This is a genomic window from Mixta mediterraneensis (assembly GCF_014946725.1).
Classification (GTDB): Bacteria; Pseudomonadota; Gammaproteobacteria; order Enterobacterales; family Enterobacteriaceae; genus Pantoea; species Pantoea mediterraneensis.
On record NZ_JACFXY010000008.1, the window covers coordinates 38,743 to 52,745 of the forward strand.

Here is a 14,003-nt window from a genome sequence, read left to right on the forward strand (position 1 = left end):
AAACTGCGGCGATTTCGCGACTCTGGAGAAACAGCAATGGATTCACTGAAGAACCTGTATCACGCACATATCGCTACGTTACAACAACGAGCGCAGCAGGTACTGGCGCGCAACAAGCTTGATGCCATGCTGATCCATTCCGGCGAATTGCTGACGGTATTTCTGGATGATCATCACTATCCCTTCAAGGTGAATCCGCAGTTCAAAGCCTGGGTTCCTGTGACGCAGGTTCCCAATTGCTGGCTCTGGATCGATGGTGTGAATAAACCTAAATTATGGTTCTATTCGCCGGTCGATTACTGGCACAACGTTGAACCGCTGCCGAATGGTTTTTGGACTGAAGCAGTTGACGTGGTTGGTTTGAAGCAAGCTGATGAGATTGCACAACAGTTGCCTGCCCGACGCGATAATGTGGCCTATATCGGTTCGGTGATTGAACGAGCCGCTCAGCTAGGTATCTCTTCGGGCAACATGAACCCGAAAGCGGTGATCGATTTCTTACATTATCATCGCAGTATTAAAACTGAATATGAACTGGCCTGCATGCGACAGGCGCAGAAACTGGCCGTCGCCGGTCATCATGCGGCAAAAGAGGCATTTTTTGCCGGTCTGAGCGAGTTCGATATTAATCAGGCCTATTTGACGGCGACAGGTCATCGCGACACGGATGTCCCTTACGGCAACATCATCGCCTTGAACGAACATGCTGCGGTGCTGCATTACACCAGGTTAGATCATCAGTCGCCAGCGAAACGCCATAGCTTCCTGATTGATGCTGGTGCTGAATATCTTGGTTATGCTGCCGATTTAACCCGTAGCTATGCCGCGCAGAACGGATCGCTGTATGCCAGTTTGGTTGACGCGATGAATACGGAAGAGCTGGCACTGATTGCAACGTTGAAAGCGGGCATACGTTACACCGATTATCATCTGCAAATGCACCAGCGCATTGCCAGGCTGTTGCTGAAATTCGACCTGGTTCAAGGGCTGAGTGAAGAAGCGCTGGTGGCTGAAGATATTACCGGTCCTTTTATGCCGCACGGTTTAGGCCATCCGCTGGGATTGCAGGTACATGATGTAGCCGGATTTATGCAGGATGATAACGGTACGCATCTTGCTGCCCCGTCACAATATCCTTATCTGCGTTGTACCCGCGTGCTGGAGCCGGGCATGGTAATGACCATTGAACCTGGGTTCTATATTATCGAATCCCTGCTTGCGCCGTTGCGTACCGGGAAATTGAGTCAGCACATTAACTGGCAAGCCGTTGATGCGTTAAAGCCGTTTGGTGGTATTCGTATTGAGGACAATGTAGTAATACACGCCAATCGCATTGAAAACATGACACGCGATTTGCATCTTGCCTGATGGATGCCTTCGACATTCCCGCTGACGCGCTGAGCGTCAGCGAGGAGACGATTATGAAAAGCCGCTTCATTACCGTGTTGGCGCATACCGACGGGGTTGAAGCGGCGCGCGCATTTGTTCAGCAGATAAAGAATGAACATCCCGGCGCGCGACATCACTGCTACGCCTGGATTGCCGGTGCGCCAAATGATTCACAGCAGTTGGGTTTTTCCGATGATGGCGAACCTTCCGGTACTGCGGGCAAACCGATGCTGGCGCAATTGTCGGGTGCGAATATTGGTGAGATAACCGCAGTGGTGGTGCGCTATTACGGCGGCATCATGCTAGGAACCGGCGGGTTGGTCAAAGCCTACGGTGGTGGCGTTCAGCAGGGATTAAAACAGCTAACGCGCACGCGAAAAGTGCCGATGAAACTGTTTTCATTACAATGCGATTATGCACAGCTCAGCGAAATCGAACGGTTATTGCAACGCTTTTAGGGCAGAGTCGAGGAAAGCCAGTATCTTGAACGCATCTCTCTGACGCTTGCTTTACCTTATGGAAAAATCGACGGATTCAGACAAAATTTGTCTGACTTTAGTCGGGGCGCATTAGCGCTTATCCCACTTATACCTTAGTGTTCTCATCATCTTTTTAAAGGAACGGCTGAATGCATTTTCGCGCCATTACCCGCATTGTCGGTCTGCTGGTGATTCTCTTTTCGGTCACGATGATCTTGCCAGGCCTGGTTGCGCTGATCTATCGCGATGGTGCCGGTCGCGCCTTTAGCCAGACGTTTATGATGGCGCTGGTGATTGGTTCGTTATTGTGGTGGCCGAACCGCAAGCAGAAGTCCGAATTGAAACCGCGCGAAGGCTTTCTGATTGTCGTGCTATTCTGGACGGTGCTGGGCAGCGTAGGGGCAATGCCCTTTATCTTCGCCGAGCAACCACACCTTTCGGTTACCGATGCCTTTTTCGAATCGTTTTCTGGCTTAACAACAACCGGTGCAACCACGCTGGTGGGACTGGATTCGTTGCCTAAAGCGATCTTGTTTTATCGCCAGATGCTGCAATGGCTCGGCGGAATGGGGATCATCGTCCTGGCGGTGGCGATTCTGCCGATTCTGGGCGTAGGCGGAATGCAGCTCTATCGTGCTGAAATGCCTGGTCCGTTGAAAGACAATAAAATGCGTCCACGTATCGCCGAGACCGCTAAAACTTTATGGCTCATCTATGTGTTACTGACGGTGGCCTGTGCGCTGGCGCTGTGGCTGGCTGGTATGCCGATGTTCGATGCTATCGGTCATAGTTTCTCGACCATTGCTATTGGGGGTTTTTCTACTCATGACGCCAGCCTGGGTTACTTTAACAGTGGCGCCATTAATACCATTGTGGCGGTGTTTCTGCTGATTTCCGGCTGTAATTATGGCTTTCACTTCTCATTGCTCAGTGGACGCAATCTTTGCGTTTTCTGGCGTGATCCAGAATTCCGCATGTTTATTGGCGTGCCGATGACGTTGATACTGATCTGTACGCTGGTGTTATGGTTCCATAATGTCTATAGCAGTGGCTGGCAAACCCTGAATCAGGCGTTCTTCCAGGTTGTTTCCATGGCGACCACCGCCGGCTTCACCACCGACAGCATTGCGCACTGGCCTCTCTTCCTGCCGGTATTACTGCTTTGTTCTGCTTTTATTGGCGGGTGTGCGGGTTCAACCGGGGGCGGACTGAAGGTCATTCGTATTCTGCTGCTCTGTAAACAAGGCAATCGTGAACTGAAGCGCTTAGTTCATCCGAATGCGGTTTATACCATCAAGCTGGGCAATCGCGCATTGCCGGAACGTATCCTTGAAGCGGTTTGGGGGTTCTTTTCTGCTTATGCCCTGGTGTTTCTTGTTAGCATGCTGGCCATTATCGCTACAGGTGTGGACGACTTCTCAGCATTTGCCTCCGTTGCAGCAACGCTAAATAATCTTGGCCCAGGGTTGGGCGTGGTGGCTGATAATTTTATTTCAATGAATGACGTGGCTAAATGGATTCTGATCTCCACTATGCTGTTTGGTCGCCTTGAGGTGTTTACCCTGCTAGTACTGTTTACGCCGACTTTCTGGCGTGAGTAATGAAATAAGGATGCTAATCATGAAGGCGCTGATTCTTTTTTCCAGCCGCGATGGACAAACACAACAGATTGCCTTTTCTATTGCAGCGGAAATAGAAGGGAAGCAGAGATGTGATGTGCTGAATATTTTAGACGCCAAAAACATTAACTGGTCTGCGTATGACCGCGTGCTGATTGGTGCCTCAATTCGCTATGGTCATTTCCATCCTGCGGTCATGGAATTTGTAAAATATCATCTGCGTGAGCTGCAACAGCGTGTTAGCGGCTTTTTCTCGGTTAATCTGACAGCACGTAAACCTGAGAAGCGTACGCCTGAGACAAATGCTTATACCGCTAAGTTTCTTCAGCAGTCGCCGTGGCAACCGGATTGTTGTGCAGTGTTTGCTGGCGCATTGCGTTATCCGCGTTATCGCTGGTTCGATCGCATCATGATCCAGCTTATTATGCGTATGACTGGCGGTGAAACTGATCCAGGTAAAGAAGTGGAGTATACCGACTGGAAACAAGTAGCGCGCTTTGCGCAAGATTTCGCACATTTACCAGGCAAATCGGCTTGAAAAAACGCGATTTGTTGAAAATTAAATCGAACGATAATTTTTTTGCAATAAAGCCTTGTCAGCCCGTAAGAACTCCCTATAATGCGCCTCCACTGACACGGCACACCGGCTTACGGTATGACGTGCTGGCAGGTTCGGGAGACTGAGCCGCCGGAGAAAAACTTCGCAGAAAGAAGTTGACTCTGCAGGAGGAAAGCGTAATATACGCCACCTCGCGACAGCCGGTTAAGCCGCTGTACGCACTGCTCTTTAACAATTTATCAGACAATCTGTGTGGGCACTCGCAGGATTGATATCAGCGTCTCCGGACGTAAAAAATATCAAGTCTCTGCTGAGTGAACACGTAATTCATTACGACGTTAAATTCACAGAGCATCGCTGCGCCGTTCTTTAGTGAACGGTGTCAGCAAATCAGACTTTTAATTGAAGAGTTTGATCATGGCTCAGATTGAACGCTGGCGGCAGGCCTAACACATGCAAGTCGGACGGTAACGGGAAGAAGCTTGCTTCTTTGCCGACGAGTGGCGGACGGGTGAGTAATGTCTGGGAAACTGCCCGATGGAGGGGGAAAACCACTGGAAACGGTGGCTAATACCGCATAATGTCTTCGGACCAAAGTGGGGGACCTCCGGGCCTCACACCATCGGATGTGCCCAGACGGGATTAGCTGGTAGGTGAGGTAAAGGCTCACCTAGGCGACGATCCCTAGCTGGTCTGAGAGGATGACCAGCCACACTGGAACTGAGACACGGTCCAGACTCCTACGGGAGGCAGCAGTGGGGAATATTGCACAATGGGCGCAAGCCTGATGCAGCCATGCCGCGTGTATGAAGAAGGCCTTCGGGTTGTAAAGTACTTTCAGCGGGGAGGAAGGGATGAGGTTTAATACGCCTCGTCATTGACGTTACCCGCAGAAGAAGCACCGGCTAACTCCGTGCCAGCAGCCGCGGTAATACGGAGGGTGCAAGCGTTAATCGGAATTACTGGGCGTAAAGCGCACGCAGGCGGTCTGTTAAGTCAGATGTGAAATCCCCGGGCTCAACCCGGGAACTGCATTTGAAACTGGCAGGCTTGAGTCTCGTAGAGGGGGGTAGAATTCCAGGTGTAGCGGTGAAATGCGTAGAGATCTGGAGGAATACCGGTGGCGAAGGCGGCCCCCTGGACGAAGACTGACGCTCAGGTGCGAAAGCGTGGGGAGCAAACAGGATTAGATACCCTGGTAGTCCACGCCGTAAACGATGTCGACTTGGAGGCTGTGCCCTTGAGGCGTGGCTTCCGGAGCTAACGCGTTAAGTCGACCGCCTGGGGAGTACGGCCGCAAGGTTAAAACTCAAATGAATTGACGGGGGCCCGCACAAGCGGTGGAGCATGTGGTTTAATTCGATGCAACGCGAAGAACCTTACCTGGTCTTGACATCCACGGAATCTGGCAGAGATGCCTGAGTGCCTTCGGGAGCCGTGAGACAGGTGCTGCATGGCTGTCGTCAGCTCGTGTTGTGAAATGTTGGGTTAAGTCCCGCAACGAGCGCAACCCTTATCCTTTGTTGCCAGCGGTTCGGCCGGGAACTCAAAGGAGACTGCCGGTGATAAACCGGAGGAAGGTGGGGATGACGTCAAGTCATCATGGCCCTTACGACCAGGGCTACGCACGTGCTACAATGGCGCATACAAAGAGAAGCGACCTCGCGAGAGCAAGCGGACCTCATAAAGTGCGTCGTAGTCCGGATCGGAGTCTGCAACCCGACTCCGTGAAGTCGGAATCGCTAGTAATCGTGGATCAGAATGCCACGGTGAATACGTTCCCGGGCCTTGTACACACCGCCCGTCACACCATGGGAGTGGGTTGCAAAAGAAGTAGGTAGCTTAACCTCCGGGAGGGCGCTTACCACTTTGTGATTCATGACTGGGGTGAAGTCGTAACAAGGTAACCGTAGGGGAACCTGCGGTTGGATCACCTCCTTACCTGAAGATACCTTCCTGCGAAGTGCTCACACAGATTGTCTGATGAAAACGTAAAGAAGCAGTAAAACCCCGGCAGGCTTGTAGCTCAGGTGGTTAGAGCGCACCCCTGATAAGGGTGAGGTCGGTGGTTCAAGTCCACTCAGGCCTACCAGATTTTTCCTCATTCTGCGTTATGGTTCCGGCCCGCATACGTCAGTATGTTTCGTGAAACCACGCCTTACCTGAGAAAGAATTGTGGTCACGGGTTTTACCTGTTCGGGGCTATAGCTCAGCTGGGAGAGCGCCTGCCTTGCACGCAGGAGGTCAGCGGTTCGATCCCGCTTAGCTCCACCATCAACGCACGTTGATGCCCGAAAAAACGTCAGAATGCATTTTCGAGTGCATTGCGACGTTTTACTGCTCTTTAACAATCCGGAACAAGCTGAAAATTGAAACGACACGCCGTGTTCATTCTCCGTAATAAGAGTGAAATTAACGGTGTGTCCGGGTCTCAGCTTTGCAGTCTGCATGCGTAAAACGCCTGTGGGTTGTAAGGTTAAGCGACCAAGCGTACACGGTGGATGCCCTGGCAGTCAGAGGCGATGAAGGACGTGCTAATCTGCGTAAAGCGCCGGTAAGGTGATATGAACCGCTACAGCCGGCGATGTCCGAATGGGGAAACCCGGTGCACTCTGTGCATCATCGTAACATGAATACATAGTGTTACGAGGCGAACCGGGGGAACTGAAACATCTAAGTACCCCGAGGAAAAGAAATCAACCGAGATTCCCCCAGTAGCGGCGAGCGAACGGGGAGGAGCCCAGAGTCTGAATCAGCGTGTGTGTCAGTGGAAGCGTCTGGAAAGGCGCACGGTACAGGGTGACAGTCCCGTACACGAAGACACACAGGCTGTGAGCTCGATGAGTAAGGCGGGACACGTGATATCCTGTCTGAAGACGGGGGGACCATCCTCCAAGGCTAAATACTCCTGACTGACCGATAGTGAACCAGTACCGTGAGGGAAAGGCGAAAAGAACCCCGGCGAGGGGAGTGAAACAGAACCTGAAACCGTGTACGTACAAGCAGTGGGAGCACCTTCGTGGTGTGACTGCGTACCTTTTGTATAATGGGTCAGCGACTTATATTCTGTAGCAAGGTTAACCGTATAGGGGAGCCGCAGGGAAACCGAGTCTTAACCGGGCGACAAGTTGCAGGGTATAGACCCGAAACCCGGTGATCTAGCCATGGGCAGGTTGAAGGTTGGGTAACACTAACTGGAGGACCGAACCGACTAATGTTGAAAAATTAGCGGATGACCTGTGGCTGGGGGTGAAAGGCCAATCAAACCGGGAGATAGCTGGTTCTCCCCGAAAGCTATTTAGGTAGCGCCTCGTGAATTCATCTCCGGGGGTAGAGCACTGTTTCGGCTAGGGGGCCATCCCGGCTTACCAACCCGATGCAAACTACGAATACCGGAGAATGTTATCACGGGAGACACACGGCGGGTGCTAACGTCCGTCGTGAAGAGGGAAACAACCCAGACCGCCAGCTAAGGTCCCAAAGTCATGGTTAAGTGGGAAACGATGTGGGAAGGCCCAGACAGCCAGGATGTTGGCTTAGAAGCAGCCATCATTTAAAGAAAGCGTAATAGCTCACTGGTCGAGTCGGCCTGCGCGGAAGATGTAACGGGGCTAAACCATGCACCGAAGCTGCGGCAGCGGCGCGTAAGCGCCGCTGGGTAGGGGAGCGTTCTGTAAGCCGTCGAAGGCGGACTGTGAGGTCTGCTGGAGGTATCAGAAGTGCGAATGCTGACATAAGTAACGATAAAGCGGGTGAAAAGCCCGCTCGCCGGAAGACCAAGGGTTCCTGTTCAACGTTAATCGGAGCAGGGTGAGTCGACCCCTAAGGCGAGGCCGAAAGGCGTAGTCGATGGGAAACAGGTTAATATTCCTGTACTTGGTGTTACTGCGAAGGGGGGACGGAGAAGGCTGTGTCAGCCGGGCGACGGTTGTCCCGGTTTAAGCGTGTAGGCGTGTGTGCCAGGCAAATCCGGCACACTCTACGCTGAGGCGTGATGACGAGGCACTACGGTGCTGAAGTGACAGATGCCCTGCTTCCAGGAAAAGCCTCTAAGCTCCAGGTAACACGAAATCGTACCCCAAACCGACACAGGTGGTCAGGTAGAGAATACCCAGGCGCTTGAGAGAACCCGGGTGAAGGAACTAGGCAAAATGGTGCCGTAACTTCGGGAGAAGGCACGCTGGCGCGTAGGTGAAGGGACATGCTCCCGGAGCTGAAGCCAGTCGAAGATACCAGCTGGCTGCAACTGTTTATTAAAAACACAGCACTGTGCAAACACGAAAGTGGACGTATACGGTGTGACGCCTGCCCGGTGCCGGAAGGTTAACTGATGGGGTTATCGCAAGAGAAGCTCCTGATTGAAGCCCCGGTAAACGGCGGCCGTAACTATAACGGTCCTAAGGTAGCGAAATTCCTTGTCGGGTAAGTTCCGACCTGCACGAATGGCGTAATGATGGCCAGGCTGTCTCCACCCGGGACTCAGTGAAATTGAACTCGCTGTGAAGATGCAGTGTACCCGCGGCAAGACGGAAAGACCCCGTGAACCTTTACTACAGCTTGACACTGAACCTTGAGCCTTGATGTGTAGGATAGGTGGGAGGCTTTGAAGCGTGGACGCCAGTCTGCGTGGAGCCATCCTTGAAATACCACCCTTTAATGTTTGATGTTCTAACGTAGGCCCGTGATCCGGGCTGCGGACAGTGTCTGGTGGGTAGTTTGACTGGGGCGGTCTCCTCCTAAAGCGTAACGGAGGAGCACGAAGGTCAGCTAATCACGGTCGGACATCGTGAGGTTAGTGCAATGGCATAAGCTGGCTTGACTGCGAGCGTGACGGCGCGAGCAGGTGCGAAAGCAGGTCATAGTGATCCGGTGGTTCTGAATGGAAGGGCCATCGCTCAACGGATAAAAGGTACTCCGGGGATAACAGGCTGATACCGCCCAAGAGTTCATATCGACGGCGGTGTTTGGCACCTCGATGTCGGCTCATCACATCCTGGGGCTGAAGTAGGTCCCAAGGGTACGGCTGTTCGCCGTTTAAAGTGGTACGCGAGCTGGGTTTAGAACGTCGTGAGACAGTTCGGTCCCTATCTGCCGTGGGCGCTGGAAAACTGAGGGGGGTTGCTCCTAGTACGAGAGGACCGGAGTGAACGCACCGCTGGTGTCCGGGTTGTCACGCCAGTGGCACTGCCCGGTAGCTAAGTGCGGGAAAGATAAGTGCTGAAAGCATCTAAGCACGAAACTTGCCCCGAGATGAGTTTTCCCTGACCCTTTAAGGGTCCTGAAGGGACGTTGAAGACGACGACGTTGATAGGCCGGATGTGTAAGCGCAGCGATGCGTTGAGCTGACCGGTACTAATGACCCGTGAGGCTTAACCTTACAACGCCAGAGGCGTTTTGAGACCCGTTTTCAGCTTGGCTCACGGACTGGTTCACGTGGTTACCTGAGGGTGACGGCGTGAATAAAACAGAATTTGCCTGGCGGCCGTAGCGCGGTGGTCCCACCTGATCCCATGCCGAACTCAGAAGTGAAACGCCGTAGCGCCGATGGTAGTGTGGGGTCTCCCCATGCGAGAGTAGGGAACTGCCAGGCATCAAATAAGAGAAAGCCCTTTGCATATGCAAAGGGCTTTTTTACGTCCGGTTCCCGGACCGTTTTGAACTATAAGCTATAAAACATCCCAACATGCCTTATCTGATGCGGTAAACTACAGACAGTTTAAATCAGTTAAGGCCGTTAAATGTCTATCCAGCTTCCCTCCTTAAAAGCCGACAACACGCTTGGTCTTGATGTCAGTACACAAAAACGTATTGTTGCCGAAACATCTGAAGATATTTTAAAAGCCTGGCAGTTAAGCCAAATTGAACGCGCTTCATTTCTGATCCTCGGTGAAGGTAGTAACGTACTGTTCATGGAAAATTTCAACGGCACAGTCGTAATCAACCGGCTTAAGGGTGTCGAAATTTATGAGGGAACGGAATGTTGGAAAATTCATGTTGGAGCGGGAGAGAACTGGCATCAGTTAGTTAAGAGTACGCTGGAAAAAGGCATTCCAGGGCTGGAGAACCTGGCTTTAATTCCCGGAACGGTAGGCTCTGCACCTATTCAAAATATTGGCGCTTATGGTGTTGAGTTTAAGGATGCCTGTGAATATGTTGACGTGCTTAACTTGCGCAGCGGCGATACCGAAAGGCTCCATCGTGACGAGTGTCAGTTTGCTTATCGCGACAGCATTTTTAAGCATCACTACCAGTCTGGCTACGCGATTGTTGCGGTAGGGCTAAAGCTAGATAAACACTGGAAGCCAGTATTAACTTATGGCGAATTAAAGACCTTAAACCCAGCGACAATTAATGCATGGGAGGTATTTAATGCAGTCTGCAAAATGCGCCAGAGCAAACTGCCTGATCCTGCTGTGATCGGTAATGTGGGAAGTTTTTTCAAAAATCCTGTTATCAGCCATGAAAAAGCCACCGGGCTATTATCACGTTTTCCTGATATGCCGCATTATCCGCAAGCTTCAGGTGAGGTTAAAGTAGCTGCGGGTTGGCTAATTGACCAATGCCAGCTAAAAGGATTTAAAGTCGGCGGGGCAGCCGTACATCAACAACAAGCATTAGTATTAATTAATGTTGATAATGCCACCCCGCAAGATGTCGTCGCTTTGGCAAAAACGGTTCGTTTGCAGGTTGGCGAAAAATATGAAGTTTGGCTTGAGCCGGAAGTGCGGTTTATTCAGGCCCGCGGCGAATGCAATGCGGTTGAGGTAATTTCATGAAAGATCATAACATCCCACTAAGATTGATCGAAGCGTTAGCTGACGGTGAATTCCATTCCGGTGAACAGCTTGGTGAAATGCTTGGCATGAGCCGGGCAGCAATTAATAAACATATACAGACTTTGAAAAGTTGGGGACTGGATGTTTATACCGTCACAGGTAAAGGTTATAGCCTACCGGCTTCAATAATATTACTGGATGAAAAAGAAATTATATCCAGGCTAAATCAACCCCGTTTGACGGTCATTCCTGTTATTGATTCTACTAATCAATATTTATTGGATCGTATGGATGAACTTCGCTCGGGGGATGTTTGCCTTGCGGAATATCAACAAGCTGGACGCGGTCGCCGTGGACGGCAGTGGTTTTCACCATTCGGTGCAAATCTTTATATGTCAATGTACTGGCGTCTAGAGCAAGGCCCAGCCGCCGCAATGGGGCTAAGTTTAGTTATTGGCATTGTTATGGCGGAAACCTTGCAAGCTCTGGGGGCAGAAAAAGTCAGAGTGAAATGGCCAAACGATCTTTATCTTAATGACCGCAAGCTAGCTGGCATATTAGTTGAGTTGACAGGAAAAACGGGTGATGCCGCGCAAATCGTCATGGGAGCGGGCATCAATTTAGCCATGCGCTCTGCCGAAGGCTCTCAAATCAATCAGGGCTGGATTAACCTGCAAGAAGCCAACGTCAATATCAACCGTAACGAACTTTCTGCTAAGCTTATAAACAGCTTACGGGAAGCGCTACCCGTATTTGAACGTGATGGTCTAAAACCCTTTATTAAGCGTTGGGCCGCACTGGATAACTTTATCAATCGGCCGGTTAAATTACTTATCGGTGATAGAGAGATTCATGGTATTGCTCGCGGCGTTGATGAGCAAGGCGGTTTACTGCTGGAGCAGGAGGGCCAGGTTAAATCCTGGATTGGCGGCGAAATTTCCCTTCGGCCAAATTAAAAATAAAAGCCTGCAAGCGTGCAGGCTTTAATCTTTTCAGCTAATAAACTATTTACGTAAACGCACCGTGTCGACGGCATGATTACCGCTTTTCGTCATTATTAAGCTTGCGCGTTCACGCGTCGGTAATATATTTTCCTTCAAATTCAAAAAATTAATTTCTTTCCATAAACTACTTGCTGTCTCAACTGCTTCTTTTTCAGACAGCTGCGCATAATGGTGAAAATAAGAGTCAGGATCGGTAAATGCACCCTGACGAAATTTCAAGAAACGGTTGATATACCAATTTTGCAGAAGATCCTCAGCAGCATCGACATAAATAGAAAAATCTACAAAATCTGAAACAAAGACATGATGCGGATCATGAGGATAGTCCATACCGCTTTGTAAGACGTTTAGCCCTTCCAGAATTAAAACGTCAGGTTGCTGAACGATTTTATCGCCACCGGGGACGACATCATAAATAAGGTGCGAATATACAGGCGCAGTGACATGGGCAGCGCCTGATTTCAAAGCAGAGACAAAATTAACCAGGCGATGCATATCATATGACTGCGGGAAGCCTTTTTTCTTCATCAGGCCACGCTCTTTTAACACGGCATTAGGATGAAGAAAGCCATCTGTAGTAATTAGCTCCACTTTACGGTGTTCTGGCCAGCGGCTAAGAAGCGCTTGCAGCACTCGAGCTGTGGTGCTTTTACCCACAGCAACACTGCCCGCAATGCTTATTATATAGGGGATTTTCTGGCTATTGGTTCCCAAAAATTGTTCCAGCACCGCCTGGCGACGCAAGTTTGAGCTAATGTAAAAATCAAGCAGGCGGGAAAGCGGAAGATAAATTTCAGCAACTTCTTCCAAAGAAAGATCTTCGTTAATCCCTTTTAATTGTGCAATCTCAGTTTCTGATAACGTCATTGGAACGGAGTTGCGCAACGCTGCCCACTGTTTACGAGTGAACTGTAAATAAGGAGTTGTCAGTGAGATTGTTTTGTCCATAAGCATGTATTTGACAGCTAATCTATCCTCGGGCATGAGTAGCAAACAGGCTACATCATTGCTGAAATGGGCCGCTATCTATTAATTTAGTATCGGGTACATTGGGTTGGAGGGTATCACCAGTATGGCTTTTGAAAGAAGTAAAAAATTTTGTATTTATGCTGTCGAAAGCGAGCCTACAATTTTGATGTAACTTATTAAGATGGATAATAATGCAACCCGTTGACCTGGACACACAGAGGAGCCTTAGCCGGAATAGACTTTATACAATGCATTGAATTAGCTGTTCAGCTACAAGTTTATGCCTGGCAGGCCATTAGCATAGATGTATGCACAAACAGAGCGCCTGTCGCGCTTGATCCACATAAATATGAAGCGGGTATGGTAAACATATCGGCTTTCTGCGAAGCACGTTAAAAGAAAGTCGGCACTTTCTTTGTATTGTCCTGACGTTCCCGGCCTTCTTTAGCGCATCCAGCAGAAAAAAGTTTTCCTTAAAACCCGCTTTCCGCTCCGTGGAAATTCAACCTGAAGCTGGCTTTATCGAACATTTTTTCTGCGGAAATAAGCTAAATTGCTACGATTTGCACAAATTCTAAGCGATAGAACAAAAACAGCGATTTTTTTGTTGCATCCTGAAGCCGACCTTCCTAGAATGCGCGTCACTTGATGCCGGCTTAGCTCAGTTGGTAGAGCAACTGACTTGTAATCAGTAGGTCACCAGTTCGATTCCGGTAGCCGGCACCATCAAGTAGGTGGGATTCCCGAGCGGCCAAAGGGAGCAGACTGTAAATCTGCCGTCACAGACTTCGAAGGTTCGAATCCTTCTCCCACCACCATCTCAACCCAACGGTTGAGAACAGATAAACAATCCGTTTGTCTGTCAGGTGAGTCACTTCTTCTCACCCTGAATTCAGACTGTGCAATAGCAACAGTCACGATCAGTCAGTCAACGCTGGCGGATTCGAATAGTAGGGGAACTTCTCTTATTATTCACAAGCTACAGAAAGAACAGGTAGCCGAGTTCCAGGATGCGGGCATCGTATAATGGCTATTACCTCAGCCTTCCAAGCTGATGATGCGGGTTCGATTCCCGCTGCCCGCTCCAGATGTGCTGATATGGCTCAGTTGGTAGAGCGCACCCTTGGTAAGGGTGAGGTCCCCAGTTCGACTCTGGGTATCAGCACCACTTCCTTTATCTCCCTCCTGATTTTCTCTCTGTAATTTCT

At 50.3% G+C, this 14,003-nt stretch carries 6 protein-coding genes, 6 tRNA genes, 3 rRNA genes and 1 pseudogene; 15 read left to right on the plus strand and 1 reads right to left on the minus strand.

Features of this window, described 5'->3' with window-relative positions; translation table 11 throughout:
- The first annotated feature begins 36 nt into the window (after positions 1 to 36).
- The 11 genes and pseudogenes from pepQ to birA all read left to right on the plus strand — a co-directional run bounded on the left by pepQ (position 37) and on the right by birA (position 11,778).
- Positions 37 to 1,368, plus strand: coding sequence for a Xaa-Pro dipeptidase (gene pepQ / locus H2P46_RS14880; RefSeq protein WP_193405756.1), 1,332 nt, complete (start codon positions 37 to 39; stop codon positions 1,366 to 1,368).
- Positions 1,368 to 1,985, plus strand: a pseudogene (locus tag H2P46_RS14885) (IMPACT family protein). Before pepQ ends, H2P46_RS14885 begins: the two are co-directional and overlap by 1 nt.
- Before the next feature lie 32 nt (positions 1,986 to 2,017).
- Complete coding sequence (gene trkH / locus H2P46_RS14890; protein ID WP_193405757.1) at positions 2,018 to 3,469, plus strand: Trk system potassium transporter TrkH; 1,452 nt, start codon at positions 2,018 to 2,020, stop codon at positions 3,467 to 3,469.
- Between the two features lie 19 nt (positions 3,470 to 3,488).
- Complete coding sequence (gene hemG, locus H2P46_RS14895; RefSeq protein WP_193405758.1) at positions 3,489 to 4,025, plus strand: menaquinone-dependent protoporphyrinogen IX dehydrogenase; 537 nt, start codon at positions 3,489 to 3,491, stop codon at positions 4,023 to 4,025.
- A gap of 420 nt (positions 4,026 to 4,445) precedes the next feature.
- A 16S ribosomal RNA gene (locus H2P46_RS14900) occupies positions 4,446 to 5,987 on the plus strand.
- A gap of 74 nt (positions 5,988 to 6,061) precedes the next feature.
- Positions 6,062 to 6,138 (plus strand) — tRNA-Ile (locus H2P46_RS14905).
- A 106-nt stretch (positions 6,139 to 6,244) separates the two neighbouring features.
- Positions 6,245 to 6,320 (plus strand) — tRNA-Ala (locus H2P46_RS14910).
- A gap of 200 nt (positions 6,321 to 6,520) precedes the next feature.
- Positions 6,521 to 9,423: ribosomal RNA gene (locus tag H2P46_RS14915) — 23S ribosomal RNA — on the plus strand.
- Between the two features lie 97 nt (positions 9,424 to 9,520).
- Positions 9,521 to 9,636: ribosomal RNA gene (rrf, locus tag H2P46_RS14920) — 5S ribosomal RNA — on the plus strand.
- Together the 16S, 23S and 5S rRNA genes with 2 tRNA genes alongside form the textbook arrangement of a ribosomal RNA operon.
- A gap of 148 nt (positions 9,637 to 9,784) precedes the next feature.
- Positions 9,785 to 10,822, plus strand: a complete 1,038-nt coding sequence (murB, locus tag H2P46_RS14925; protein ID WP_193405759.1) for a UDP-N-acetylmuramate dehydrogenase — start codon at positions 9,785 to 9,787, stop codon at positions 10,820 to 10,822.
- Entirely contained in the window at positions 10,819 to 11,778 is a 960-nt protein-coding gene (birA, locus tag H2P46_RS14930) for a bifunctional biotin--[acetyl-CoA-carboxylase] ligase/biotin operon repressor BirA (protein WP_193405760.1), read from the plus strand. Before murB ends, birA begins: the two co-directional genes overlap by 4 nt.
- A 48-nt stretch (positions 11,779 to 11,826) precedes the next feature.
- Here the strand turns inward: birA and coaA are convergent, their stop codons facing one another.
- Positions 11,827 to 12,774, minus strand: coding sequence for a type I pantothenate kinase (gene coaA, locus H2P46_RS14935; RefSeq protein WP_193405872.1), 948 nt, complete (start codon positions 12,772 to 12,774; stop codon positions 11,827 to 11,829).
- Between the two features lie 671 nt (positions 12,775 to 13,445).
- On the opposite strand from coaA, the gene H2P46_RS14940 reads away from it, so the two are divergent.
- From H2P46_RS14940 to H2P46_RS14955, 4 genes are all read left to right on the plus strand, one after another.
- Positions 13,446 to 13,521: transfer RNA gene (locus tag H2P46_RS14940), tRNA-Thr, on the plus strand.
- A gap of 7 nt (positions 13,522 to 13,528) precedes the next feature.
- Positions 13,529 to 13,613: transfer RNA gene (locus tag H2P46_RS14945), tRNA-Tyr, on the plus strand.
- Positions 13,614 to 13,807: 194 nt separating this feature from the next.
- Positions 13,808 to 13,882: transfer RNA gene (locus tag H2P46_RS14950), tRNA-Gly, on the plus strand.
- 5 nt (positions 13,883 to 13,887) lie between these two features.
- Positions 13,888 to 13,963: transfer RNA gene (locus H2P46_RS14955), tRNA-Thr, on the plus strand.
- Positions 13,964 to 14,003: the final 40 nt, after the last annotated feature.

Bases quoted from the DNA above. Each gene is read 5' to 3' on its own strand.
- pepQ (WP_193405756.1), top strand. From the start codon at position 37: ATGGATTCACTGAAGAACCTGTATCACGCACATATCGCTACGTTACAA.
- trkH (WP_193405757.1), top strand. From the start codon at position 2,018: ATGCATTTTCGCGCCATTACCCGCATTGTCGGTCTGCTGGTGATTCTC.
- hemG (WP_193405758.1), top strand. From the start codon at position 3,489: ATGAAGGCGCTGATTCTTTTTTCCAGCCGCGATGGACAAACACAACAG.
- murB (WP_193405759.1), top strand. From the start codon at position 9,785: ATGTCTATCCAGCTTCCCTCCTTAAAAGCCGACAACACGCTTGGTCTT.
- birA (WP_193405760.1), top strand. From the start codon at position 10,819: ATGAAAGATCATAACATCCCACTAAGATTGATCGAAGCGTTAGCTGAC.
- coaA (WP_193405872.1), bottom strand. From the start codon at position 12,774: ATGGACAAAACAATCTCACTGACAACTCCTTATTTACAGTTCACTCGT.